The organism is Brevibacterium sp. p3-SID960 (assembly GCF_025144725.1).
Classification (GTDB): Bacteria; Actinomycetota; Actinomycetes; order Actinomycetales; family Brevibacteriaceae; genus Brevibacterium.
In genome coordinates this window covers 24810-48214 of the sequence record NZ_JALXKS010000020.1, presented here as the reverse complement: position 1 = coordinate 48214, position 23405 = coordinate 24810, and the positions used below count along the sequence as shown (strand labels likewise).

Here is a 23405-nt window from a genome sequence, read left to right as displayed (position 1 = left end):
GCGCCTCGGTCAGGGCCTTGGCAGCTTCGAGGATCGACTGTGCGTGCAGCCGGCCGGGCTGGCGGGTCAGCCGTTCGACCGGCCCGGAGATCGACACAGCGGCCACCACCCGGTTGCTCGGACCGCGCACTGGGGCGGAGACGGAGGCGACTCCGCGCTCGCGTTCGGCGATCGACTGCGCCCAGCCGCGCCGACGCACACCGGAGAGCATCGTGGCGGTGAAGCGGGCGCCGCGCAGTCCCGAGTGCAGGCGGTCAGGCTCCTCCCAGGCGAGCAGCACCTGCGCGGCCGACCCGGCACGCATGCTCAGAGTGGCTCCGACCGGCACGGAGTCGCGCAGGCCCACCGGGCGCTCGGCTGCGGCCACACATAGGCGCAGATCACCTTGGCGACGGAACAGTTGAGAACTCTCACCGGTTCGGTCGCGCAGCTGGTTGAGGACCGGCCCGGCGGCTGCCAGCAGCCGGTCCTCCCCGGCAGCCGAGGACAGCTCCGCCAGGCGGGGGCCCAGCACGAACCGGCCCTGCAGATCGCGGCCGACGAAGCGGTGATACTCCAGGGCCACGGCCAGACGGTGTGCTGTCGGGCGGGCGAGGCCGGTGAGCGTGACGAGCTCGGCAAGGGAAGCAGGACCGGCTTCAAGTGCAGAAAGGACGAGGTCGGCCTTGTCGATGACCCCCACGCCGCTGCCAGTTTGAGTGCTCATGTTCAACATTCTGCAATCTCAAAAATCGAGATGCAAGTTCACCATGCAGAATGGAGCATTAACGTCGGTGGCCAACCCGCACCCGTGACCTGTCTCAGGCGCGAACCGCATATAGGAGGATCCAGTGGGCAAGACACTGGCCGAGAAAGTTTGGGCCGATCATGTCGTCGTACGCGGCGACGACGGCGCTCCCGACCTGCTCTATATCGATCTTCACCTCGTGCACGAGGTGACGAGCCCCCAGGCATTCGAAGGGCTCCGCCTCGCCGGCCGGCCGGTGCGCCGCCCGGACCTGACGATCGCCACCGAGGACCACAACACCCCGACACTCGACATCTTCAAGCCGATCGCCGATCCGACCTCCCGCAAGCAGATCGAGACCCTGCGGGCCAACGCCGAGGAGTTCGGCATCCGGCTGCACTCCCTCGGCGACGCCGACCAGGGCATCGTCCACGTCGTCGGCCCGCAGCTCGGACTCACCCAGCCGGGCATGACGGTCGTGTGCGGCGACTCCCACACCTCAACCCACGGCGCTTTCGGCGCGCTCGCCTTCGGCATCGGCACCTCCGAGGTTGAGCACGTGCTCGCCACCCAGACGCTGAGCCTCAAGCCGTTCAAGACGATGTCGATCACCATCGACGGCGAGCTGCCCGAAGGATCGACTGCCAAGGACATCATCCTGGCGATCATCGCCAAGATCGGCACCGGCGGGGGACAGGGCTACGTCCTCGAATATCGCGGCGAGGCGATCCGCAGGCTGTCGATGGAAGCCCGTATGACGATCTGCAACATGTCAATCGAAGCCGGCGCCCGCGCCGGAATGATCGCCCCGGACGAGGTGACCTTCGACTACATCCACGGCCGCCCGCACGCACCTGAGGGCGCAGACTGGGATGCCGCTGTGGAGTACTGGAAGACCCTGCGCACCGATGACGATGCAGTCTTCGACGCCGAGGTGGTGCTCCAGGCCGCAGACATCGAACCGTATGTCACGTGGGGAACCAACCCCGGGCAGGGTCTGCCGCTGAGTGCCAGCGTCCCGGATCCCGCCCAGATCGTCGACGAGAACGACCGTGCAGCCGCCGAAAGCGCATTGGCCTATATGGGCCTGACCCCGGGCACGCCGCTGCGCGACATCGCCATCGACACCGTCTTCCTCGGCTCATGCACCAACGGCCGGGTCGAGGACCTGCGCGCGGCTGCCGATGTCATCCGGGGCCGAACGAAGCACCCGGACGTGAAGTTCATGGTCGTGCCCGGCTCGGCGAAGGTCCGCCTGCAGGCCGAAGCAGAGGGGCTCGATGAGGTGTTCACCGACTTCGGCGCCGAATGGCGCTTCGCCGGCTGCTCGATGTGCCTGGGCATGAACCCCGACCAGCTCACCGAGGGAGAGCGCTGCGCCTCGACCTCGAACCGCAACTTCGAAGGCCGGCAGGGCAAGGGCGGGCGCACCCACCTCGTCAGCCCGCTCGTCGCCGCGGCGACCGCGGTGCGCGGCACCCTGTCGTCACCTGCCGACCTGACCGCCGACGACCGCACCGCGGTCAGCGCCTGAGGGAGGAACCATGGAGAAGTTCACCATACACACCGGCACCGGCGTGCCGCTGCGCCGATCGAATGTCGACACCGACCAGATCATCCCGGCCGTCTACCTCAAGCGCATCACCCGCACCGGTTTCGACGATGCACTCTTCGCCCGCTGGCGCAAGGACCCCGACTTCGTGCTGAGCCAGGAAGCCTACGCAGGCGGCTCCGTGCTCGTCGCCGGCCCCGATTTCGGCACCGGCTCCTCACGAGAACACGCTGTCTGGGCGCTCAAAGACTACGGCTTCAAAGCCGTGCTCTCCAGCCGCTTCGGCGACATCTTCCGCGGCAACGCCGGCAAGGAGGGCCTCGTGGCCGCCAAGCTGGAGCAGTCCGATATCGAGCTCATCTGGAAGATCCTCGACAACCAGCCCGGCACCGAGATCACCGTCGACCTCGAAAGCCGCACCGTGACCTGCGATTCGCTCACCGTGCCCTTCGAGATCGACGACTACACCCGCTGGCGGATCCTCGAAGGCCTCGACGACATCAGCCTCACCCTCGCACGCGCCGATGACATCGAGTCCTATGAGTCCTCGCGCCCGGGCTTCAAGCCGCAGACGCTGCCGGCGAAGGTCTGAGGCAGCGCACTGACCCTGAGCGCGTACTTCCTTTCTGGCAGTGTGGTGACAGGCTGACAGGCAGAGGATTCGCTAGGCTGGTTCACGCACGCCATGCCGCCGAGCCACCGCCTCGGCGCCGGCAACTGCGCCGAACCCTGCGTGCGCACAGTCGGAAGACGGCGAAGGAGGACAATGCTCGAGGTTGATGGCGGCACACCGCTGAGCGGCACCGTTCACGTCCGAGGTGCGAAGAACCTCGTGTCGAAGGCGATGGTCGCATCCCTGCTGGGATCCAGCCCGTCTGTGCTGCGGGGGGTCCCGCGCATCCGCGACGTCGAGGTCGTCACCGGCCTGCTCGAAGTCCACGGCGTGCGCGTCGAATCTCAGCCCGACGGCGACACTCCCGACGGACAGCTCGTCATGGATCCCTCGAACGTCGAACAGGGCTCCATCGTCGACATCGACGCCCACGCCGGCGCCTCGCGCATCCCGATCCTCTTCTGCGGCCCGCTTCTGCACCGCCTCGGAAAGGCCTTCATCCCCGACCTCGGCGGCTGCCGCATCGGCGACCGGCCGATCGACTTCCACCTCGACGTGCTGCGCCAGTTCGGGGCGACTGTCGACAAGACCCCCGGCGGCATCCAGCTCGAAGCCCGCCAGCGGCTGCAGGGCACCCAAGTCGAGCTGCCCTACCCCTCGGTCGGAGCGACCGAGCAGGTGCTGCTCACCGCCGTCACAGCAGAAGGCGTCACCGAGTTGAAGAACGCCGCGATCGAACCCGAGATCATGGACCTGGTCGCGATTCTGCAGAAGATGGGCGCGATCATCTCCGTCGACACCGACCGCTGCTTCCGCATCCTCGGCGTCGACGAGCTCACCGGCTACACCCACCGGGCGCTGCCTGACCGCATCGAGGCCGCCTCGTGGGCGTCTGCGGCCTTGGCTACCGGCGGCGAGGTGTTCGTCGAAGGCGCCCACCAGCCGGACATGATCACTTTCCTCAACGTCTTCCGCCAGATCGGCGGCACCTTCGAGGTCACCGAGACCGGCATCCGGTTCTCCCACCCGGGAGGCGATCTGTCCTCCCTGCCGCTGGAGACCGACGTGCACCCGGGCTTCATGACCGACTGGCAGCAGCCGCTCGTCGTCGCCCTGACGCAGGCGACAGGACTGTCGATCATTCATGAGACCGTGTACGAGAACCGCTTCGGCTTCACCGACGCGATCAACCGGATGGGCGGGACGATCCAGCTCTACCGCGAATGCCTCGGCGGCACCCCGTGCCGGTTCGGGCGCAAGAACTTCAAGCACTCGGCCGTCATCTCCGGACCCACGAAGCTGCGCGGCGCCGACATCGAGGTTCCCGACCTGCGCGGCGGCTTCTCCCACCTCATCGCCGCTCTCGCAGCTGAGGGCACCTCCCGGGTTTCCGGCATCGGCATCATCAACCGCGGTTACGAGGACTTCCTCGACAAGCTCGCAGCCCTCGGTGCGAAGGTCCAGATGGCATGACGCACAACGACAGCCGCGCTCACCCTGATGATACGCCGGCCGAAGCCCTGCACGCCGCCCACGACGGCACCGTCGACGTCACCGGGACCCCGCCGAAGTACCACGTCGACTTCGATGAGAAGAGCCTGAAGAAGCAGAAGTTCACCGCCGGTTTCGTCGCCCCGGCCGCAGGGGTGATCTTCCGCCTCTTCGGCCGCTGCCAGGTGCTCGGCGACGAACACATCCCGCCCTCGGGCCAGCCGGCGATCTTCGTCGCCTACCACGCCAGCTACCTCGACCCGGTCCTCATCGGGCTGGTCCTGTGGCACCGCGGGCGGCTGCCGCACTACCTGGCCAAGTCCCCGCTGTTCACCGGCGTGCTCGGCGCCGGACTCAAAGCGATCGGGCAGATTCCAGTGCTGCGCGACTCCGTGCACGCTGGCGGCAGCCTTGTCTACGCCAGGGCCGCACTCGAAGGCGGGCAGGCGATCGTCATCTACCCGCAGGGGACCCTGACGAAGGACCCCGACCTGTGGCCGCAGGCCTCGAAGTCAGGTGCCGCGCGCCTGGCCCTGTCGACAGGAGCCCCGCTCATCCCGGTTGCCCACTGGGGCCTGGACAGGTCGATGCCGGCCGGAGCGAAGATCCCCAAGCCGCGTCCGCGGGATACGCTGCGCGTCGCCTTCGGCCCGGCGATCGACTACAGCGACCTCGATGGGCTGACCACTGCCAACATCCGTACCCTGACCAACCGCGTCACCAGCCACATCGCAGCCGAACTCGCGGTGCTGCGCGGGGAAGGGATGCCCGAGCGCTTCCGCGCCGACTACCGGCCGGTCGCCGGGCGAACAGAAGGAGACACCGCATGACGATCGCCGTACTCGGAGCTGGATCCTGGGGTACGACATTCGCCAAGGTGATCGCCGACGCCGGCCACGAGGTGCTGCTGTGGGCCCGCCGCACGGAAGCGGCAGACGAGATCAACACCTCCCACTCCAACAGCCGCTACCTGCCCGGCATCGAGCTGCCTGATACGATCCGCGCCAGTGCCGACATCGCCGACGTGCTCGCCGCCGCCGAGGTGGTGGTGCTGGCGGTGCCCGCGCAGTCCCTGCGCGAGAACCTCATGGCCTGGGCGCCGCTGCTGCGCGAGGACACCGTGCTCGTCAGCCTCATGAAGGGCATCGAAGTCTCCACCGGCAAGCGGATGAGCGAGGTCATCGCCGAGGTCACCGGTGCCGGCCCGGAGCGCATCGCCGTCGTCTCCGGGCCCAACCTGGCCCGCGAGATCGCCGTCGGGCAGCCGACTGCCACCGTCATCGCCTGTGCCGATGAGGCTGTCGCCGACCGCATCGCCGAACTCACCGCCAACGCCTACTTCCGCCCCTACACCAACGACGACGTCGTCGGCGTCGAACTCGGCGGGGCCATCAAGAACGTCATCGCCCTGGCCGTCGGCATCACCGACGGACAGGGGATGGGGGACAACTCGAAGGCCTCGATCATCACCCGCGGCCTGGCCGAGACCACCCGGCTGGCACTGGCGATGGGCGCAGACGCCCACACCCTGGCCGGTCTCGCAGGCCTCGGCGACCTGGTCGCCACCTGCGCCTCACCGCTGTCGCGCAACCGGTCCTTCGGCCGGCTGCTCGGCGAGGGGCTGAGCCTGGAGGAGGCCACCACCCGCACCGCTCAGACCGCCGAAGGCGTCAAGAGCGCTGCCGCGGTGCTCGAACTCGGCCGCTTCCACGGCGTCGAACTGCCGATCACCCAGGGGGTGACCGCCGTGCTCACCGGCCGGCTGCATGTTGACGAACTGGGCGGTTTGCTGTTGTCTCGAAAGCGCAAGACCGAAAGCCCGATGAAGTACGACCAGACCCCGGGCCAGAGCCCGGCCGGCAGCTGAGAGACCTCAGCCGCCACCCGTCACTGCCACCGGCTCAGGAGGAAACATGATCGAGCACCAGAACTCACCCTTCGCCAAGCTCAATGAGGTCCCGCGCTTCGAGGTCACCAGCACCGACATCACCGAAGGAGCCGAACTCGACGCCGCCCAGCGCTCCGGCGCGATGGGCATCGACGGCGGCAGGGACATCTCCCCGCAGCTGTCCTGGTCCGGCTTCCCGGCCGAGACGAAGGCCTTCGCCGTCACCTGCTTCGACCCCGATGCCCCGACCGGCTCCGGATTCTGGCACTGGGTGCTCACCGACCTGCCGGCCGACGTCACCGAGCTGCCGGCCAACGCCGGTGATCCGGATGCCGGCCTGCTGCCCGACGGCGCGGTCATGATGCGCAACGATGCCGGTGAGCCGCGCTTCGTCGGCGCCGCCCCGCCGGAGGGCCACGGACCGCACCGCTACTTCTTCATCGTCCACGCCCTGTCCGAACCGCTCGAACTCGACGCTTCGTCCAGCCCGGCCTTCGTCGGCTTCAACATGTTCTTCAAGTCGATCGGCCGCGGTTGGATCGAGACCACCTTCGAAGTCAAGTGACCAACCCCGCCAGAAACAGCTGATCCCATGACACCAGTCTCCTCGCCCTCAACCGCCGGCGACACCCGGCCCGTTGTCGCCGTCCTGTTCGGCGGCCGCTCCTCAGAACACGCCGTGTCGTGCGTCTCGGCAGCCAATGTGCTCGCCGCGATCGACCGGAATGCCTACCGGGTCATCCCGATCGGCATCACGCGGCAGGGCACGTGGCGGATCGTCGAGGACTGGGAGAAGTTCACCTTCGATCCCGAGGCGATGCCCGAGGTGACCGACGACGGCACCTCGGTCATCCCCTCGATCTCCGAGCACCGCGAACCGCTGCTGCACCGAGGAGCCGACGGCACGCTGAGCGAGCTCGACGTCGTCGACGTGTACTTCCCGGTGCTGCACGGCCGCTACGGCGAAGACGGCACGATCCAGGGGATCTTCGAGCTGTCGAACACCCCGTTCGTCGGCGCCGGTGTGCTCGCCTCGGCGGTGAGCATGGACAAGCACTTTATGAAGGCCGTCATGGCCAATTCCGGGATCCCGTCCTGCCCGTTCGTCCTCGTCACCGAGGTGAAGTACGAACACGCCCCGGAGGTCATGACCGAACGGGTCGAGCAGCTCGGCTTCCCCGCCTTTGTCAAGCCCTGCCGTGCCGGCTCCTCGATCGGCGTGTCGAAGATCGACGACGCCTCCGAACTCGACGCCGCGCTGAGAGCTGCGTTCGAACACGACAACAAGGTCATCGTCGAACCGCTCGTCGACGGACGGGAGATCGAATGCTCCGTCCTCGGCTCCGTCTACGACCGCCGGGCGCGGACCTCGGTGCCCTCGGAGATCGTCGTCGGCGGCGACCACGAGTTCTACGACTTCGAGGCCAAGTACCTCGATCTCGACTCCGTCGAGCTCATCTGCCCAGCCGATGTCGATGCCGACACCACCGCGAAGATCCAGGACCTTGCCGCCCGCACCTTCAAGGCCTTCGAATGCACCGGCCTGGCCCGCGTCGACACCTTCGTCACCGCTGATGGTGAGGTGCTCATCAACGAGCTCAACACCCTGCCCGGCTTCACCCCGAGCTCGGCCTACCCACAGATGTGGGCGGCCTCCGGGCTGCAGTACAGCGAGCTGATCACCGAGCTCATCAGCATCGCGATGAGCGATCACGCCCGCCAGGCGGCCAACCAGTCGACGAGCTGAGCCGCATCACGGCGCTCCCGTCTCCTCGTCAGCCGGCCGCTCGTCAGCCGTCTCCTCGTCAGCCGGCTGCTCGTCGGGGCCGGGAGTCTCGACGGGCAGACCGTCCTCATCGAGATCCTCAGCTGCCACACAGGACCGCGTCTGCTCGATCGTCGACACCGACGGGGAGATCTCCGAGAGCACCGTGGCGCCGGCGATCCTGTCCGAGGCGACGAGCACCTCGACGGCGGGCTCACGGCCATAGGAGACGAACCGCCACGATGCGCCGGTCTCCTCAGTCGAAATCCAGTCGACGCCGTTGACGCTGACACACCGGTCAGTCGAGGGGCCCGGCGGTTCCACGCCGCACCGCAGCACCGCCACCGACGGGTCGCCCCACGCATCGGTGCCCTGCGAGGTCGTCGTGCGCGAGGCATGACCATCGATCTCATCGGGCATCCGCAGCATGACCGCCGCGCACTCCGGATTGTGGGCGTCGGCAGCGGGTTCGACGGACACGGCGGCAGCGCAGCCGCTGAGACCCAGGCCGATGACGGCGCAGGCGGCAGCGGCAGAGGGGAGGCGGTTCATGCCCTCCAGGTTAGTCGGTGTCCGTCCGGCTTGGCATACTGACCCCATGACATCACCTGCCCCTGGCACACCTCCGGTCCCACCTGGTGCCGTACTCGGCGACGTCGGTGAGGACGGCGTGCTCTCCGCGCTGCTCGCCGCCCTCCCTGCCGCCGGACCCGAGGTGCGGGTCGGGCCCGGAGACGACGCCGCGGTCTCGACGCTGAACGGAGCCCTCGTCTCGACGACCGACATGCTCGTCGAAGGGGAGGACTTTCTGCCGGCCTGGACGGACCCCCACCGGCTCGGCATCAAAGCCGCCGCCCAGAACCTCGCCGACGTCCACGCGATGGGTGCTGCCCCGCACGGCATGCTGCTGACGATCGGGGCACCAGCGGACACGCCGCTGTCGTTCGCGCGTGAGCTCATGACCGGGTTCGCTGAGGAGACCGCCCGCGGGGGAGCGCAGGTACTCGGCGGGGACCTGTCCGGCGGGCCGGTCGTCATCATCTCCGTCACTGCCCTCGGCACGCTGACCGCCCACCCGCCGGTGCTGCGCAGCGGTGCCCAGCCCGGCGATGCGATCGTGCTCGCCGGCACCGTCGGCAGGGCCGCCGCCGGCCTCGACCTGCTGCTGGCCGACCCGGACTTGGCCGACACCTCTGACCCGGCGCTGCGCGAACCCATCGACGTCCAGCGCAGCCCGCGCCCGGACTATGCCGCTGCCGCCCGGATCGCCGGGCGAGCACACGCGATGATCGACGTCTCCGACGGATTGGCAGGCGACCTCGGCCGGATCGCAGCCGCCTCCGGCATCACCGCCGACCTCGACCCCAGCGCTCTCGACGCACTCGCTGCACCGCTGCAGGCAGCCGCCGACCACCTCGGGACCGGTGCCAGCCCGCGGGACTGGGTGCTCCACGGAGGCGAGGACCACGGGTTCCTTGCCGCCGTGCCCGCCGGCCAGGTTCCGGTAGGCTGGATGCGCATCGGAACATGCCGCGCAGCCAACGACGGCGGCGGCGTGACGATGGCAGGGCAGCCGGTGACCGGAGGATCCTTCCGGCACTTCGGCTGAACGCTGACATCCGGGCACCATGATCGGGGAGGGGAGAGAGTGGACGAGCGCGACGCGCTGAACATCAACGGCCGGCTGGCCGCCCGATGGGCCCGGCGGACCGTCGAACGGCTGCGCCGCGAACGCAACGACATCAACGCCATCAACGTCTTCCCCGTCGCCGACGGCGACACCGGCTCGAACCTCTACCACACCGTCCGCTCGGCCTACCGCGCCGTCGAGAACCTGCGCGGAGCCGTCACCCTCAGCGACGTCATCGGCGCGATGGCCACCGGCGCGCTGCGCGGAGCCCGCGGCAACTCCGGGCTCATCCTGTCTGTGGCCCTGCGCGGGGTCGCCGATGCTCTCGACGGGGTCACCGACCTCGACGGCCCCACCTTCGCCGGCGCACTCGAACTCGCCGCCGCCCGTGCCCGCACCGCCGTCGCCACCCCCGTCGACGGCACCATGCTCACCGTGCTCGAGGCGATGGCCGCCGAAGCCCGCAGCCAGGCCGATGCCGGTGCCGACCTCATCGGGCTCATCGCCGCCGTGCGCGAATCCTCCCAGCAGGCGCTGCTGGAGACCACCGGACAGCTGCCGGCGCTGAGCGAAGCCAACGTCGTCGATGCCGGCTCCTCGGGCATCGTCGAGCTCTTCGACCTGCTCTACCTCACCATCACCGGTGAGGACCCCGCCGACCACCCCGCCCTGCACGCAGCCCACCTGACCGCCACCACCGGCGGATCCACCGCCTCGGGAACGGGCGCCGGGACTGAGGCGAACACTGCTGAGGAGTGCCGCGGGCCGAGCGCCCCGGCGCTGCTGCACACCGGCGAGCAGGGCTTCGAACTCGTCTTCTACGTCGCCGAGCGCCGCGACCGCACCCGGCGGGTGAAGAAGACCCTCACCGCCGGCGGCGGCGACTCGATCGTCGTGTCCTGGCCGATGATCCACGTGCACGTGCCGAGCGAGGACGCGGCCCTGGAGACCCTGCGCGCGTGTGCCGACCTCGGGATCGAACGGCTGCGCGTCGAAGACCTCTCCGTCACCGGCGGCCGAAGCCTGACCACTACCGTCATCGCCGCAGGCTCAGGGGTCGGGATGCTGTTCGCCTGCGCGCTGCAGGACGCCCACGCCGTCAACGCCGACGGTCCAGCAGTCGCCGAGCAGATCGATGAGCTCATCGCCGATGCCGGCGCACCTGTCATCGTCGTCCCCGACTCCGCGCACCTGCTCGGCGAGCTGCGCCGCCGCTACGGCCACGGCAGCGAGACCGCCGGCAGTCTCGGCAGCGCGGCTGGCGGGGCCCGCCAGCCGGTCTCGATCGTGCGCTCCCGCTCAGCTGCCGCGGTGCTCTCGGCACTGGCCGTCTACGACAGCACAGCCCCAGCCGCGGAAGCGTTTGAGGACATGGCCGAATCAGCCTCCGCCACCCGGGTCGGGGCAGTGGTGCGCGCCGAGCGCAGCTCAGCCGGCCCGCTCATCTACGACCGCAGCGACCTGCTCACCATCATCGACGGGCGGATCCGCAGCGTTGAGCAGAACCCGGCCGCCGCCGTCATCGCCTGCGCCGACCGGCTCCTCGGCGCCGGCGGCGAGGTCATGACGATCGTCACCGGCGCACAGCTGCCGGCCAGTGCTGTCGATGCGCTGCTGCGCCACGTCGAGACCCGCCACCCGCTCGTCACCGTCGACATCGTCCGCTCCGAGCACCCCGAGGGGTGTGCGGTGCTCGGCGTCGAATAGGCACCGGACATGTCCCGCGAACCGATCGACGTCTCCACCCTGCTCGACGATGAGCGCCTGTGCGCCGACCTGCGCTCCGTCGGCATCACCACCGTCGACGACGCACTGCGATACTTCCCGCGCCGCTACCTGCAGGCCGGCACCCTGAGCAACCTGGCCATGGTCATGGAGGAAGGCGCCGACGTCGCCTTCATGGCCCGCGTCGAATCCGTCACCACCCGGCAGATGCGCCAGCGCCGCGGCAGCATCACCACCGCCCGGGTCTCCGATGGGTCCTTCACCGTCGAAGTGCCGTTCTTCAACCAGCACTGGATCGCCGACAAGATGCTGCCCGGATCTGAGATCGCGATCAGCGGCAAAGTCGCCAAACAGAACCCCAAGTACGGCTCAGCAGCCCACTTCCAGATCAAGAACCCCGTATGGCTCAACCAGATCGCCGGCGACGAGCTGACCTTCGAGACCCGCAGCCACCCGATCCCGATCTACCGGGCCAGCAGCCGGATCGCCACCCACCGCATCGCCGCCGCCATCCGCACGATCCTCGACACCGCACCCGACGAGGTCTTCGCCGACCCGCTGCCCATCCAGGTGCTCAGCGACCGGCAGCTGCCGGACCTGCGCAGCGCCTATGCGCACATGCACCGGCCCGACACGATGGAGCAGGTCGAAGCCGCGCAGAAGCGCTGGAAGTTCGAAGAGGCCTTCGCCCTGCAGGCCCACCTGCTGGCGCAGAAGAGCCTGTGGAACCGGGAGGTCTCCCGTGAGCTTACCGGCCGGGACGACGGGGCGCTTGCCTACTTCGATGAGCATCTGGCCTTCCCGCTCACCGGCGCCCAGCAGCGGGCAGGTGCGCAGATCGCCGCCGACCTGGCCCGGGCGCACCCGATGAACCGCCTGCTGCACGGCGACGTCGGCTCCGGCAAGACGCTCGTCGCCCTGCGCGCGATGCTCCAGGCGGTCGACTCCGGCTGCCAGGCTGCGATGCTCGCCCCCACCGAAGTGCTGGCCGCCCAGCACTACCGCTCGCTCATGGCGATGCTCGGCCCCCAGGCCGAGGATCCCTCGCTGTTCTCCCACGGACGGCTCTCACACGAGCACACCCGGGTGCGGGTGGCGCTGCTGACCGGCTCGCTGTCGACGAAGGAGCGCAAGGAGCTGCTGTTGGCATTGGTCGCCGGGCAGATCGACATCATCGTCGGCACCCACGCACTCGTCTCCGAGACGACGCTCTTCAACGCCCTCGGTCTCGTCGTCATCGACGAACAGCACCGCTTCGGCGTCGCCCAGCGGGAGGCGCTGCGCCGCAAATCCTCCGACTACGCCCCGCACGCCCTCGTCATGACCGCCACCCCGATTCCGCGCACCATGGCGCTGACCGTCTTCGGGGACCTGGAGACCTCGGTGCTCGACGAGCTGCCGCACGGGCCCAAGTCCATCGCCACCCACGCGTTCTCTCTCAGCGAGCACCCCACATGGCTCGACCGGGTGCTCACGATCGTCGCCGAGGCGGCTGCGGCCGGGCAGCAGACGTTCATCGTCGCTTCGAAGATCGACTTCGACCCCGGCCAGGGCGACCCGCTGATCGCACCGATCGGCGTCGAGGAGCTCCAGCGCCGCCTCCAGGCCCACCCAGCCGTCGCCCATCTCGACATGGCGGTAGTGCATGGCCGGATGAGCATGGAGGACAAAGAGAAGGTCATGCGCGCCTTCGCCGCAGGCAAGCTCGATGTGCTCATCGCCACCACCGTCATCGAAGTCGGCATCGACGTCCCCCGCGCCCGCATCATGGTGATCTTCGATGCCGAGAACTTCGGCGTCGCTCAGCTGCACCAGCTGCGCGGACGCATCGGCCGCGACGGGCAGCCCTCGACCTGTTTTCTGCTCACCCACCAGCCGTCCGGCAGCGAGGCGATGGAACGACTGCGGACCGTCGCCGAGACCCTCGACGGCTTCGCTTTGGCGGAGTTCGATATGGAGAAGCGCCGCGAAGGCGATGTCCTCGGTCGCACCCAGTGGGGCCGCACTTCACTGAACCACCTGTCGGTCGCCCGCGACGCACGCGTCATCGAAGACGCCCGGACGGCAGCAGCAGACGTCGTCGACGCTGACCCGCTGTTCGAGGCCTACCCGCACCTGCGCGACTTCATCGACACGATCATCGGCCCCGAACGCAGCTTCGGCAGCACGGCGGACTGAGCATGCGCATCATCGCTGGCCGCTGCAAAGGCCACCGCCTCAACACCCCGCCCGGCGAGGGCACCCGCCCGACGTCTGACCGGGTGCGCGAATCTCTGTTCTCCTCACTCACCACCCTCGACATGCTCACCGGCGCCCACGTCCTCGACGTCTGCGCAGGCTCCGGCGGGCTCGGCTTCGAAGCTCTCTCCCGCGGCGCAGCACACGTCACCTTCATCGAACGCGCCGCCTCCGTGTGCCGCGTCATCACCGCCAACGCCCGCTCCCTGCGCGTGACAGGCGAGGTCGAGATCATCCAGGCGCCGGCCGCCGCGGGCGCGGGACGGCTGCCGGAAGGCAGCATCGACCTCATCTTCGCCGACCCGCCGTATCCCATGCCCGAGGCGGAGGTGACCGCGATCCTGGACGCGTGCGCGCCGCTGCTGCGCGACCCGGCAGCGCTCATCGTGTTCGAACGCTCCAGCCGGTCACCGGAGCCGAGGCTGCCGGAGCGGCTGGAGGTGTTCCGGCACAAGAAGGTCGGCGAGACCGCATTGTGGTTCCTGCAGCTGCGGGAGTGACGAACGTGCGGGGCTGAGGCCTGGGGTCAGTGCTCCAGCACCGCGGAGAGGAACTTCGCGGTGCGCTCATGCTGCGGGCGGGTGAAGATCTCGTCCGGTGGGCCGTCTTCGATGATCTGGTCCCTGCACGAACGACTCGGTCACCTCGACACCGGCATCCGGGTTGTTGTCGGCCATCCAGTTGAGCCAGATGCCGGCGAGTGCGAAGACATCGGCTCTGCCGGAGGTCACCATCTTAATACCGTCCTAGGGAGTGCCCACTTCAGTCGAGCCTTCAATGTCAAGATCTGCGGCGTCGTCCGATTCGATCGCACCGGCCATCGTGGCGAGCGTGACGTCGCCGTCGGCCTCCAGGGGCCTCACCGGCGAAGCCGACGGATCGCGCTGACCACGACAGCGGCTCGATATACGATCGCGGGCTTGTCAGACCTCGCTGCCAACCTTCGCCATCGCTTGAGGCAAGCAGATGAACGTCCCACCACGTCACGGTTCCGATAGGCGCCGGCATCAAAGGCCGGTGGCCCTCCACCATTGCTGCCGCGCTTTTCCCGAACCGCGATCTGATCCTTCTTCTCCGGGATTACGGCCCGGATGCCACCCGAACACAAGTATTCGCGATCGGCTTTAGGCCCATAGGACCGATCAGCCAGAACAGCGGCCGGGCATGTGAGGACGACCACCGTCGGCCCGTGGGACTCGAATGTCAGCCAGAATCTGCTGCAGAGAAACTCAATCAATGTCACCAGCAGCATCGGCATCACAGAGCACCCGGGCCAGCACACGAGCCCACGTGCCGTCAGCGGCGTAGCGGCGGTGACGCTTCCACACCGTCTGCCAGGGCCCGAAATGCTCACGCGGCAGGTTACGCCAGGCAATTCCTGCACGGTGCCGGTAGACGATCCCTTCGACGATCCGATCCTTCGCCGATCCGACGGCTGTTCTCAAACGGCCGGGCTCTCTTGCCAGCATTGCGAGGGCAACAGCGGTCCGATTCGCGCCCACTGCTCACCGTAAAGACTCGGTGTCGATGCTGTGTAGTCACGTCTCCACCGAGACAGCCCTCAAATGGTGAATAAAGGACACACGCCCTAGAACCCGGAAACTGTGCCGGCGGGCACCTTCCCGGTGTTCTGCCGGGTGACTGCTCGCACCTGTTCGCCGTCTTCTCAGTAGTTCGCCGGCGGGTCGCTGCCGGGGAAGGATTCCTTGCCCCATTCGTCCGCGACCTCGTCATCACTCACCAGGTGCTTATCTGCGGTGTTCTTAGCCTCCGCGGTCTGCGCGTCGGCCTTCTGCGCTTCCGTACTGCGGGGGTCTGTGTCCTCCGCGTTGCGGGACACGGCCGCCCGACGGCGGTCGTTCACGTCGTCCATGATGCCCCCTTCCTAGGTTCCCTGCGCGCCCACTGGGCTGTGGGCGCTGCGATGGTCGAAAGCGTCGCCGTCGTGGCGCAGCGCGCGAGTGCGCAGATACGCGTGGACGGCGTCGAGAGTCTCCAGCTGGGCGTGGGCGCGCGCTACGAGTTCGTCGAACTCGGCAGCTGCCAGGCCCCACGCCTCGGCGTTGGCGGCGAGCGTCTGCCACAGACCCAGTTTCCCGATGACCGCGCTGCGCATCAGCTCCGTCTCCAGCAGCGGGGTGAGGGGTGAGCGGCTCAGGATCGCTCCATTGCCCTTAAGTCTCCCGACGTGCTCTCCCGCCCAGGACACCGCCTGACGCAGTGGTTTGCGGGTCAGGCCGAGCGCCGGGATCAGAGCTGCGAGCCGCGCACGTTCGCGGTCGATCTCCATCGCCAGCTCCGACAGCGGAGCGAAGTACGGTGTATCGACGAAGTCGTCTGCCATCCGCTGCACGCGCTGCGCGCCGGCGGTCGCTCCCGTGAGGTGATCGTCCAGGTAGATCCCCAGCAGCTCCCTGTCAGCGGGAGGCACCGCTGAGGTGCGGGGTGCGGTGCCGGAGGCCCGGCGCGGTCGCAGAGGCACCGAATCGGTGCCGGTGCCCGCGATGAACCCGTTCAGCAGGTCCCGCAGCGCGTCAGCTGCGGAGACGCGCGGTTCCCATCCCAGTTCCGCCTTCGCCCGGGACGCATCCATGAGCGGGACGCCCACCGCCATGTCAATCCACCCTGTGTCGGCCGCGACCAGCCCGGTGCGATGGCCGATGCCCAGCCCTGTGCGCAGGGCCGCTGAGGGTAGTTCGACGAACCGACCGTGGTCGATGATGTCTGCGAGGTCCTTGAGCCCCATCGTGTCGTCGGCGCAGATGTTGAACGCTCCCGGTGCGCGTGCGAGAACTGCCGCCGCATATGCGCGGCCGATGTCGTCGGCGTGGACCGCTTGGACGCCGCGCAGGCCGCGGGGCACGGGGAGGAACGGCGGGCGCCCGTAGCGCAGGAGTTGCAGCGGTATCCAGGAGCCCAGGAAGTACCGCTGGATCTCTGAGGCGGCGCGGCCTCCGAAGATCAGTGCCGGGCGCAGACGGGTCACGGTGATGGAGGGGTGATGTGCGTCGAAATCGGCCAGCACCTTCTCCTGAGCGGACTTGTCCACGCTGTAGTGCGACGTAGCGATCCCATCCGTCGGCCACGACTCGTCACGGCGGGTCGCCTCATCGTCCGTGTCGTCCGGGGAGTAGGCCCCGACGGAGGACGCGACGACGAGGTGCGGGACGCCGGCACGGGCGACCGCCTCCGTCACCCGACGTGTGCCGTCGACGTTCACGCGGCGCAGCAGCTCGCGTTCCGTGTTGGGCTGAATGAGCCAGGCAAGATGGATGACCGCATCGGCCCCCTCGAACGCGTCGGCCAGTCGCGCGATCGCTTCACCCTCCGGACTGGCTGCTGCGACGTCGATGGAACGCCAGTCACATCCGTCGTACGGGGGGACCGTGGTGTCCGGCATGCGGCGCGCGATCCCGACCACCTCTGTCACCTCTGGGGTCGCCGCCAGCGCCTCCAGTACGGCAGTACCGGTATTTCCTGTCGCTCCGACAATTGCGACGCGCACAGTGCCTCCCTGGGGTGGGCTGCGCCCGGCTCTCACCGGGCCTGGCTTTCATCGTACGTGTGGAGACGGGGCGTGTCGAGGGATCATCCGACAGCGGGTCGTGGGGTTTGGTCTGTGTTGTCCGGCAGTCGCGCGGGGAGAACCTTCGACGCTGCCCCCGGGGCGTGGGAGCCGATGAGGTTGCGGGAGCCGTCGCACAGCGGAGGGATACCGGAGGCTCCGCACCGGCACAGGGCGACGACATTGGGCCGCGGCCGCTTCCATTGGCCGTCCTCTTCGCCTGCGAGTACGAACTCCCCGCGAACCAGCAGCGGACCGCCCGGGCACGGCGTGATAGTGGTGTTCACGAGCGTGGGGCTGATGGTCATCGGGTCTCTTCATCGTATGTGCGCGAGCGGATGGAAGGTGCGGATGCCGTGGAAAGGGGCGAAGCGGCGAGCACCGCCTCTCGTCGGCGAAAGGACCACGGTGAGTTCGCGGCCGTGTGCAGCCGCGTTCCGCGGTAGGGCACCTCGCCCCGCATTCGGGCGCCCACCACGACCTATGGGCACACGCCCCGCTCAGCGAGCCAGAGAGCGCCCAGAGTGCGGGGTCCGGCGGGACCACGGTGCGTCGTGATCACGCCAACGCCGCCTCTCGGCACAAAGGATCGCCGCAGCCGTCGCAAGGAGTCCGACGGCGCGCCAACGAACCGAGAGGGGCAGGACTGGGAGGATCAACAGGTCCGCGGCCAGCCGCGCCGGCTGCGCGAAGCTGTCGTATGTCTGCCGGACGCGCTGCCCGCGGAACGCGCGGGACGTGGGCGGGAGCCTGGCGACGAAGAGGTCGTCGGCGGCGGCGAGGACACCGCCTCGGGTTTGGGCTGTGCGCATGAGCTCAAGATTCGCAATGGGCACTCCCGGGTCGTAGCCAGCGCCCAGGTACTCCGACCGCACTCCCAGGGTGCCCCGGGTAGTCGGACGCCCACGCCCGGTTCACGAGGGCCCGGGCGGTGTCCCAGCGGACGTGGCACGGAGAAGGTGCCGAAGGGTCGATGACGGGGTGGTTCTGCGGACGCACGAGGCCCACCTCCTGGAGAAGGTCGCTGAGATGAAGGAGCGTCTCCGCCGAAAAACGGACGTCATCGTCCGCGATGACGACGCAGGAACCGACGAAGTGCGGGATCGCCGTAAGAACCGCATCGACCTTCCCATTGTGCCCGGCTGACGTGCTCGTCGAAGTACCAGGTGACGTGGGAGCTGTTACCGGTGCGGGCGAACGCCTGCGAATAGTGTCGGCCGGGGATCGATGAGGTCATCTCAAAGGCGGCGAGGTGGCCGACGATCGTCCCACAAAGCCTGCGGTGTAGCCCGAAGAGGTTCATGACGTCGAAGAGCAGGAGGGTGGCGGCCGGCACGCGGTCTGGGTGCGCCTGCGGTCGGTCGTCCAGTCCCATTGCTCGCACCGTGCCGGCGAAGACCTCCGCGTGGACCAGGTCGGGGCGGCCGCCTCCGTACTCGTCGGACTGGATCCCCAGGAGAGCGGCCTTCCCCGTCCCCGCAGGCGGGGATCGCCCAGCTGGAGGGGTCGGCCTCGCGCAGCGTGTAGATCGAGCGGTGGATGCGGCACTCGTGTAGCGGCGACGGCTCAGCATTGCGCGAAAGTCACGTCGTGAGCGTGGGAAACGCCGCGTTCGCTGTCATCTCGAACAGCAGCGCGGAAGTGCTGGCCCCGTCCGTCGGCAGATCTGTCGGCATTGAGACACGATCGCACAGGGCACTCTCAACCACCTTTTCGATCTTCGCGCGGCTGGCGAGAAGCTGCGGGCTCCATTCCCAGTGGCCGCGGATGTACTCGCCTGGCCCGTAGTGCATCAGGCAGAGGGGAACAACGTGAGCTGGATGCCCTCGTCGGTCAGCACACCCCGGGGCTCACTGAGCGCGAGATCGGCTGCGCGCGCGAACGTGTCGCCCCCGGGGCAGCCGATGTCGGGGTCCGCCTGGGATTCGTCGTCCCGGTTCGCAACCGGGGCGCTTCCCACTGCGAGGAGAAGGCCGAGCAGAGCGCGGCTCGCGGGCCCGCGGGCTCGGTGCTGGAACGTGCGGGCGTAATCCCCGGGTGGCTGTAGCCTCGTCGGCGGGAGTCATGACTCTTCCTTGCTGACGGTGGTGAGGAGGCGCGCACGCGGGCCGCGGGGCCCGCGGTCCTGCAGCTGGGGGGGGGGAGGAGTTCCTCAGGCAGCTTTTCGGCGACTGACAGGACGAAGTCCTGGGCCCGCCAGTCGAGTTCGACGCACCGTTCGCGCAGCTGTGCGGCCTCCTCGAGCGAGGGTGCCCTGCCGTCGACCGGGACGACGAACGCCTCGATGTGCAGAACGTGGCCTTGGTCGCGGATGCGGCATTCCGCCTCCGCCACCCACCAGGCGGAGCTCAGACAGTCCATCACGCGGTCGGTGAGAGGGTCGGGGCTCGTCCCGTCTTACTGGGTGGCCCGCGAGTCCATGAGATCACGCGCCGCATCACGGAGGTTCTTCCACCCGTCGCGTACGATGTCGATCGCGACGACGATGGCTGCGACCGAATCCGCCCACCACAGCCCCACGCCGATGCCGAGGATTCCGACGATGGTCGCAAGCGACGTCATCCAATCGGCCTTGTTCATTTGGGCATCCGCGTAGAGGACCTTGTCGTGCAGCAGAGGAGCCAGTTTGAGCTTCATGCGGCCGAGGATCACGGTCGGAGCACCGGTGACGATCATGACGGCGATCATGAGCCACCCCTGCCAGATGGGCGTGTCGAACAGGACGAGCACCCCGATCGGCGGATGCTCTGCTTCGAACAACCCAAGGCCGGAATCGATGATCAGGTAGAGACCCATGAGCAGGAGCGCGCACCCGGACACCAGATGGGCGATGCCGATCGCGCGGTGATAACCGTACGGCTTCGCCGCGGTCGGGGGCCTCCGGATGAGTCGTGCTGCGAGCAGGAACGCGATCGGCGGCAACAGGGACAGCGAATCCTCGATCCATGCGGCCTTCATCGCCTGCGAGCTGCCGGCGACGAGCAGGACGAGGACGACCGTCACCGCGATGACACCCAACGAGACACGTTCGAGACGGGTCGCCTTCTTCAGTGCCTGCGCCTGCTTGTCGGGCAGTTCCGTGTGGCCGAACCGAGCTGTCATCGGTGCGCTTCGGCGTGCACGAGCGCGTGGCGCTCGAGTGCAACCATGAAGGCGTTCTCACCCATAGGCACAGCTAGCACATGCTGCTCCGTGGTGCCGTCGTTTCCGGTCGCCTCCACGTACGCGGTCGTAAGCGCCGCGTGCGTCGTCCAAAGCGACTTGTCGGTGAGACCGCCGATCACAACATCGAGCCGGCCGTCGCGCAGCTGCTTCATGAGCGGCTCCTCCCCGCCCGTCTCCCAGACGACCCCGGCGTCGTGAGTCGAGGCGAAGTCTGCGATGAGCTCCGACTCAGTGCCGCCGGGTGTTCCCCGCCCGGCGAGGGCACCCGCCCGACGTCTGACCGGGTGCGCGAATCTCTGTTCTCCTCACTCACCACCCTCGACATGCTCACCGGCGCCCACGTCCTCGACGTCTGCGCAGGCTCCGGCGGGCTCGGCTTCGAAGCTCTCTCCCGCGGCGCAGCACACGTCACCTTCATCGAACGCGCCGCCTCCGTGTGCCGCGTCATCACCGCCAACGCCCGCTCCCTGCGCGTGACAGGCGAGGTCGAGATCATCCAGGCGCCGGCCGCCGCGGGCGCGGGACGGCTGCCGGAAGGCAGCATCGACCTCATCTTCGCCGACCCGCCGTATCCCATGCCCGAGGCGGAGGTGACCGCGATCCTGGACGCGTGCGCGCCGCTGCTGCGCGACCCGGCAGCGCTCATCGTGTTCGAACGCTCCAGCCGGTCACCGGAGCCGAGGCTGCCGGAGCGGCTGGAGGTGTTCCGGCACAAGAAGGTCGGCGAGACCGCATTGTGGTTCCTGCAGCTGCGGGAGTGACGAACGTGCGGGGCTGAGGCCTGGGGTCAGTGCTCCAGCACCGCGGAGAGGAACTTCGCGGTGCGCTCATGCTGCGGGCGGGTGAAGATCTCGTCCGGTGGGCCGTCTTCGATGATCTGGCCGTCGGAGAACATCATCACCCGCTGAGAGACGTCGCGGGCGAACTGCATCTCGTGGGTGACGATGAGCATCGTGATGTCGGTGGTCTCGGCGATCTCGCGCAGCGCCCCGAGCACATCGTCGACCAGCTCCGGGTCGAGTGCTGAGGTCACCTCGTCCAGCAGCAGCACCTCGGGATCCATCGCCAGCGCACGGGCGATCGCCACGCGCTGCTGCTGCCCGCCCGAGAGCTTCGTGGGATGCTCATTCTCCTTGTCGGCCAGGCCGACCCGCTTGAGCAGCGCCCGCGCCTTCTCCAGCGCATCGGCTCTCGACATGCCGAGCACATGGATCGGGGCCTCGATGATGTTCTCGGCGACCGTCATATTGGGAAACAGGTTGAAGTGCTGGAACACCATGCCGATGCGCTTCGTGTTGCTGCGGACCTGCTTCTTCGGCAGCGCCACCCGCCTGTCGCCGCGCTTCTCATGGGTCAGCGGCCTGCCGTGGACACAGATGTATCCATCGGTCAGGCTCTCCAGGGTCATGATGAGCCGGAGGATCGTCGTCTTGCCCGAACCGCTGGGCCCGATGAGCGTGACGCGCTCGCCTGGGGCGACGGAGAAGTTGAGGTCCTGAAGGACGACGTTGTCGCCGAAGCGCTTCTCGACATCGATGAACTCGATAGCCGGCTGGGCAGCTGCAGCGCCGTCCGCGCGGGACTGTGGGGTCTCGTCAGTACCGGGCAAGGGACTTCTCCAATCGTCGGATGAGCAGGGAGGTCGGATAGCTGGCGGCCAGGAAGATGAGGCCGGCGAGCGTGAACGCCTCGGTGTAGGCGAAATGACGGCCGCCGTACTGCTGGGCAGAGGTCACCAGCTCGACGACCCCGATGGCGAACAGGAACGGGGTGTCCTTGAACATCGCCACCGCGTAGTTGCCCAGCGAGGGGACGGTCGCCCGCAGCGCCTGGGGGAGGACGATCGAGCGGAACGCACGGGCCGGCGGCAGCGACAGCGCGCTGATCGCCTCCCACTGGCCCTTCGGCACCGAGTCGATCCCAGCCCGGTAGCTTTCGGACATGTACGTCGAATAGTGCACGCCGATGATGATGAGCCCGAGTGTCAGCGACGGGATACCGGCGAGCACCGGATGCTTGGCGAAGAGGAAGTAGATGAACAGCAGCTGCACCACCAGCGGCGTGTTGCGCACGAAGGCGACGGCGAGCTTGAGCAGCCAGTTGATCCACCGGGGGAGGACGCGCAGCAGAATCGCGATGACGAGTCCGAGCACAACCGCGATGAGCGTACCGCCGACGGTGGCGATGAGGGTGTTGCCGAAGCCTTTGAGCAGCAGCGGCAGCGCATCGAATGCGCGCGACCAATCCCACATCAGCCCAGCACCTCCTTCTTCGGTCGGTGCCGCCGGGAGAGCACGCTGCGCAGCCGTCCGGACTTCTCACGCCGGCCGAGTGCGACCGCCGCCCGGTGCTCGAGGGCATCCATGCCGACCTGCAGCAGCCAGGCGAGCACGAAGTACAGCAGCAGGCCGACGGTGTAGGCGAAGAAGGTGTCGCCGGTGGCCTGCCGCAGCTGGTCGATGCGGTCGGTGAGGTCCTGGAGGGTGATGAAGGAGACGACTGCGGTGCCCTTGAGCAGCTGGATGAGCAGCGTCGCCAGCGACGGGATCATGAGCAGCCAGGCCTGCGGGAAGATGATGCGCCGCATCATCCGCACCGGCGACAGGCTCAGCGCCGTCGCCGCCTCCCACTGGCCGCGGTCGACGTGTGCGATCGACGAGCGCACCACCTCTGCCGAATACGCCCCGTAGTTCAGTGCCAGGGCGAAGATGCCGCAGCTGAGCGGATCGAGATTCGCCCCCAGCAGCGGCAGCACGTAGAAGAGCCAGAACAGCTGCACGAGCAGGGACGTGCCGCGGAAGAACTCGACGACGATGCGCGCCGGGATGCCGAGCCAGCGGTACGGGCTGGCCATCGCAAGGCCGAGCACCAGGGCGATGAGCAGCGCACCGGCTGCGCCGCCGGCGGTGAGGAGGAAGGTGATCTTCAGACCGTCCCATAGTTGGGGTGCATAGCTGAAGAGCGTCGTGAGGTTGTCTGTCATGAGCGCGTGTCTGTCATGTGCGTGCCTGGATTTCGGGACGGAGGTGCAGAAGACGTGCGGTCA

At 68.2% G+C, this 23405-nt stretch carries 24 protein-coding genes and 1 pseudogene; 12 read left to right on the top strand and 13 right to left on the bottom strand.

Going from position 1 to position 23405, the window contains the following annotated elements:
* The coding region (locus M3B11_RS07715) for an IclR family transcriptional regulator (protein WP_259876628.1) at positions 1-706 on the bottom strand (706 nt) is incomplete at its 3' end.
* 124 nt (positions 707-830) lie between these two features.
* On the opposite strand from M3B11_RS07715, the gene leuC reads away from it, so the two are divergent.
* The 7 genes from leuC to M3B11_RS07680 all read left to right on the top strand — a co-directional run bounded on the left by leuC (position 831) and on the right by M3B11_RS07680 (position 8018).
* The gene (gene leuC, locus M3B11_RS07710) at positions 831-2261 is read left to right on the top strand and encodes a 3-isopropylmalate dehydratase large subunit (protein WP_259876626.1); all 1431 of its coding nucleotides are present in this window, start codon (positions 831-833) and stop codon (positions 2259-2261) included.
* Between the two features lie 10 nt (positions 2262-2271).
* On the top strand, positions 2272-2871 hold the full coding sequence (gene leuD / locus M3B11_RS07705) for a 3-isopropylmalate dehydratase small subunit (protein ID WP_259876616.1): 600 nt from the start codon (positions 2272-2274) through the stop codon (positions 2869-2871).
* Between the two features lie 174 nt (positions 2872-3045).
* Positions 3046-4365 (top strand): UDP-N-acetylglucosamine 1-carboxyvinyltransferase, encoded by a 1320-nt coding sequence (gene murA / locus M3B11_RS07700; RefSeq protein ID WP_259876603.1) that lies wholly within the window; start codon positions 3046-3048, stop codon positions 4363-4365.
* The gene (locus M3B11_RS07695) at positions 4362-5213 is read left to right on the top strand and encodes a 1-acyl-sn-glycerol-3-phosphate acyltransferase (protein WP_259876596.1); all 852 of its coding nucleotides are present in this window, start codon (positions 4362-4364) and stop codon (positions 5211-5213) included. The genes murA and M3B11_RS07695 overlap by 4 nt, the downstream gene beginning before the upstream one ends.
* Positions 5210-6250, top strand: coding sequence for an NAD(P)H-dependent glycerol-3-phosphate dehydrogenase (locus tag M3B11_RS07690; protein WP_259876587.1), 1041 nt, complete (start codon positions 5210-5212; stop codon positions 6248-6250). Before M3B11_RS07695 ends, M3B11_RS07690 begins: the two co-directional genes overlap by 4 nt.
* Before the next feature lie 46 nt (positions 6251-6296).
* Positions 6297-6836: a YbhB/YbcL family Raf kinase inhibitor-like protein gene (locus tag M3B11_RS07685; protein WP_259876579.1), complete on the top strand. Its 540-nt coding sequence runs from the start codon at positions 6297-6299 to the stop codon at positions 6834-6836.
* 27 nt (positions 6837-6863) lie between these two features.
* The gene (locus M3B11_RS07680) at positions 6864-8018 is read left to right on the top strand and encodes a D-alanine--D-alanine ligase family protein (protein ID WP_259876577.1); all 1155 of its coding nucleotides are present in this window, start codon (positions 6864-6866) and stop codon (positions 8016-8018) included.
* 6 nt (positions 8019-8024) lie between these two features.
* Here the strand turns inward: M3B11_RS07680 and M3B11_RS07675 are convergent, their stop codons facing one another.
* Positions 8025-8588, bottom strand: coding sequence for a DUF3515 domain-containing protein (locus M3B11_RS07675; RefSeq protein WP_259876576.1), 564 nt, complete (start codon positions 8586-8588; stop codon positions 8025-8027).
* 46 nt (positions 8589-8634) lie between these two features.
* Here M3B11_RS07675 and thiL point away from each other — a divergent pair, with 46 nt between their 5' ends.
* Genes thiL through rsmD (M3B11_RS07655) form a run of 4 tightly spaced genes read left to right on the top strand, consistent with a single transcriptional unit; the run spans position 8635 to position 14129 of the window.
* Complete coding sequence (gene thiL, locus M3B11_RS07670) at positions 8635-9645, top strand: thiamine-phosphate kinase (protein WP_259876574.1); 1011 nt, start codon at positions 8635-8637, stop codon at positions 9643-9645.
* 39 nt (positions 9646-9684) lie between these two features.
* Positions 9685-11373: a DAK2 domain-containing protein gene (locus tag M3B11_RS07665; RefSeq protein WP_259876567.1), complete on the top strand. Its 1689-nt coding sequence runs from the start codon at positions 9685-9687 to the stop codon at positions 11371-11373.
* A 9-nt stretch (positions 11374-11382) separates the two neighbouring features.
* Entirely contained in the window at positions 11383-13569 is a 2187-nt protein-coding gene (locus M3B11_RS07660; protein WP_259876546.1) for an ATP-dependent DNA helicase RecG, read from the top strand.
* Positions 13570-13571: 2 nt separating this feature from the next.
* Complete coding sequence (gene rsmD, locus M3B11_RS07655; RefSeq protein ID WP_259876543.1) at positions 13572-14129, top strand: 16S rRNA (guanine(966)-N(2))-methyltransferase RsmD; 558 nt, start codon at positions 13572-13574, stop codon at positions 14127-14129.
* Between the two features lie 359 nt (positions 14130-14488).
* Here rsmD (M3B11_RS07655) and M3B11_RS07650 read toward each other — a convergent pair.
* From M3B11_RS07650 to M3B11_RS07615, 8 genes and pseudogenes are all read right to left on the bottom strand, one after another.
* Positions 14489-15187: pseudogene (locus tag M3B11_RS07650) on the bottom strand (transposase).
* A gap of 108 nt (positions 15188-15295) precedes the next feature.
* Entirely contained in the window at positions 15296-15502 is a 207-nt protein-coding gene (locus M3B11_RS07645) for a hypothetical protein (protein ID WP_259876537.1), read from the bottom strand.
* Between the two features lie 12 nt (positions 15503-15514).
* Positions 15515-17134 carry an NAD-dependent epimerase/dehydratase family protein gene (locus M3B11_RS07640; protein ID WP_259876535.1) on the bottom strand — a complete coding sequence of 540 codons (1620 nt, stop codon included), beginning with the start codon at positions 17132-17134 and terminating at the stop codon, positions 15515-15517.
* A gap of 83 nt (positions 17135-17217) precedes the next feature.
* Positions 17218-17502 (bottom strand): CDGSH iron-sulfur domain-containing protein, encoded by a 285-nt coding sequence (locus tag M3B11_RS07635; RefSeq protein WP_175292892.1) that lies wholly within the window; start codon positions 17500-17502, stop codon positions 17218-17220.
* Between the two features lie 752 nt (positions 17503-18254).
* Complete coding sequence (locus tag M3B11_RS07630) at positions 18255-18767, bottom strand: iron-containing redox enzyme family protein (RefSeq protein WP_259876527.1); 513 nt, start codon at positions 18765-18767, stop codon at positions 18255-18257.
* A gap of 10 nt (positions 18768-18777) precedes the next feature.
* Complete coding sequence (locus M3B11_RS07625; RefSeq protein WP_259876525.1) at positions 18778-18987, bottom strand: hypothetical protein; 210 nt, start codon at positions 18985-18987, stop codon at positions 18778-18780.
* A gap of 604 nt (positions 18988-19591) precedes the next feature.
* The gene (locus M3B11_RS07620; protein WP_311197735.1) at positions 19592-20296 is read right to left on the bottom strand and encodes a cation transporter; all 705 of its coding nucleotides are present in this window, start codon (positions 20294-20296) and stop codon (positions 19592-19594) included.
* Entirely contained in the window at positions 20293-20511 is a 219-nt protein-coding gene (locus M3B11_RS07615) for a hypothetical protein (protein ID WP_259876523.1), read from the bottom strand. Before M3B11_RS07615 ends, M3B11_RS07620 begins: the two co-directional genes overlap by 4 nt.
* 42 nt (positions 20512-20553) lie before the next feature.
* Here M3B11_RS07615 and rsmD (M3B11_RS07610) point away from each other — a divergent pair, with 42 nt between their 5' ends.
* Entirely contained in the window at positions 20554-21120 is a 567-nt protein-coding gene (gene rsmD / locus M3B11_RS07610; RefSeq protein ID WP_259876521.1) for a 16S rRNA (guanine(966)-N(2))-methyltransferase RsmD, read from the top strand.
* Positions 21121-21146: 26 nt separating this feature from the next.
* Here the strand turns inward: rsmD (M3B11_RS07610) and M3B11_RS07605 are convergent, their stop codons facing one another.
* The 3 genes from M3B11_RS07605 to ehuC are packed head-to-tail and all read right to left on the bottom strand — an operon-like array spanning position 21147 to position 23342.
* Positions 21147-21968, bottom strand: coding sequence for an amino acid ABC transporter ATP-binding protein (locus M3B11_RS07605; RefSeq protein ID WP_311197734.1), 822 nt, complete (start codon positions 21966-21968; stop codon positions 21147-21149).
* Entirely contained in the window at positions 21955-22611 is a 657-nt protein-coding gene (gene ehuD / locus M3B11_RS07600; RefSeq protein ID WP_259876514.1) for an ectoine/hydroxyectoine ABC transporter permease subunit EhuD, read from the bottom strand. Before ehuD ends, M3B11_RS07605 begins: the two co-directional genes overlap by 14 nt.
* The gene (gene ehuC, locus M3B11_RS07595; protein WP_259876511.1) at positions 22611-23342 is read right to left on the bottom strand and encodes an ectoine/hydroxyectoine ABC transporter permease subunit EhuC; all 732 of its coding nucleotides are present in this window, start codon (positions 23340-23342) and stop codon (positions 22611-22613) included. The genes ehuD and ehuC overlap by 1 nt, the downstream gene beginning before the upstream one ends.
* Positions 23343-23405 lie beyond the last annotated feature (63 nt).

Coding starts and splice junctions, on each gene's coding strand:
- leuD (WP_259876616.1), top strand. CDS start 2,272: ATGGAGAAGTTCACCATACACACCGGCACCGGCGTGCCGCTGCGCCGA.
- murA (WP_259876603.1), top strand. CDS start 3,046: ATGCTCGAGGTTGATGGCGGCACACCGCTGAGCGGCACCGTTCACGTC.
- M3B11_RS07695 (WP_259876596.1), top strand. CDS start 4,362: ATGACGCACAACGACAGCCGCGCTCACCCTGATGATACGCCGGCCGAA.
- M3B11_RS07690 (WP_259876587.1), top strand. CDS start 5,210: ATGACGATCGCCGTACTCGGAGCTGGATCCTGGGGTACGACATTCGCC.
- M3B11_RS07685 (WP_259876579.1), top strand. CDS start 6,297: ATGATCGAGCACCAGAACTCACCCTTCGCCAAGCTCAATGAGGTCCCG.
- M3B11_RS07680 (WP_259876577.1), top strand. CDS start 6,864: ATGACACCAGTCTCCTCGCCCTCAACCGCCGGCGACACCCGGCCCGTT.
- M3B11_RS07675 (WP_259876576.1), bottom strand. CDS start 8,588: ATGAACCGCCTCCCCTCTGCCGCTGCCGCCTGCGCCGTCATCGGCCTG.
- thiL (WP_259876574.1), top strand. CDS start 8,635: ATGACATCACCTGCCCCTGGCACACCTCCGGTCCCACCTGGTGCCGTA.
- M3B11_RS07660 (WP_259876546.1), top strand. CDS start 11,383: ATGTCCCGCGAACCGATCGACGTCTCCACCCTGCTCGACGATGAGCGC.
- rsmD (WP_259876543.1), top strand. CDS start 13,572: ATGCGCATCATCGCTGGCCGCTGCAAAGGCCACCGCCTCAACACCCCG.
- M3B11_RS07645 (WP_259876537.1), bottom strand. CDS start 15,502: ATGGACGACGTGAACGACCGCCGTCGGGCGGCCGTGTCCCGCAACGCG.
- M3B11_RS07635 (WP_175292892.1), bottom strand. CDS start 17,502: ATGACCATCAGCCCCACGCTCGTGAACACCACTATCACGCCGTGCCCG.
- M3B11_RS07630 (WP_259876527.1), bottom strand. CDS start 18,767: ATGCTGAGCCGTCGCCGCTACACGAGTGCCGCATCCACCGCTCGATCT.
- M3B11_RS07625 (WP_259876525.1), bottom strand. CDS start 18,987: ATGCACTACGGGCCAGGCGAGTACATCCGCGGCCACTGGGAATGGAGC.
- M3B11_RS07620 (WP_311197735.1), bottom strand. CDS start 20,296: ATGACAGCTCGGTTCGGCCACACGGAACTGCCCGACAAGCAGGCGCAG.
- M3B11_RS07615 (WP_259876523.1), bottom strand. CDS start 20,511: ATGAAGCAGCTGCGCGACGGCCGGCTCGATGTTGTGATCGGCGGTCTC.
- ehuD (WP_259876514.1), bottom strand. CDS start 22,611: ATGTGGGATTGGTCGCGCGCATTCGATGCGCTGCCGCTGCTGCTCAAA.
- ehuC (WP_259876511.1), bottom strand. CDS start 23,342: ATGACAGACAACCTCACGACGCTCTTCAGCTATGCACCCCAACTATGG.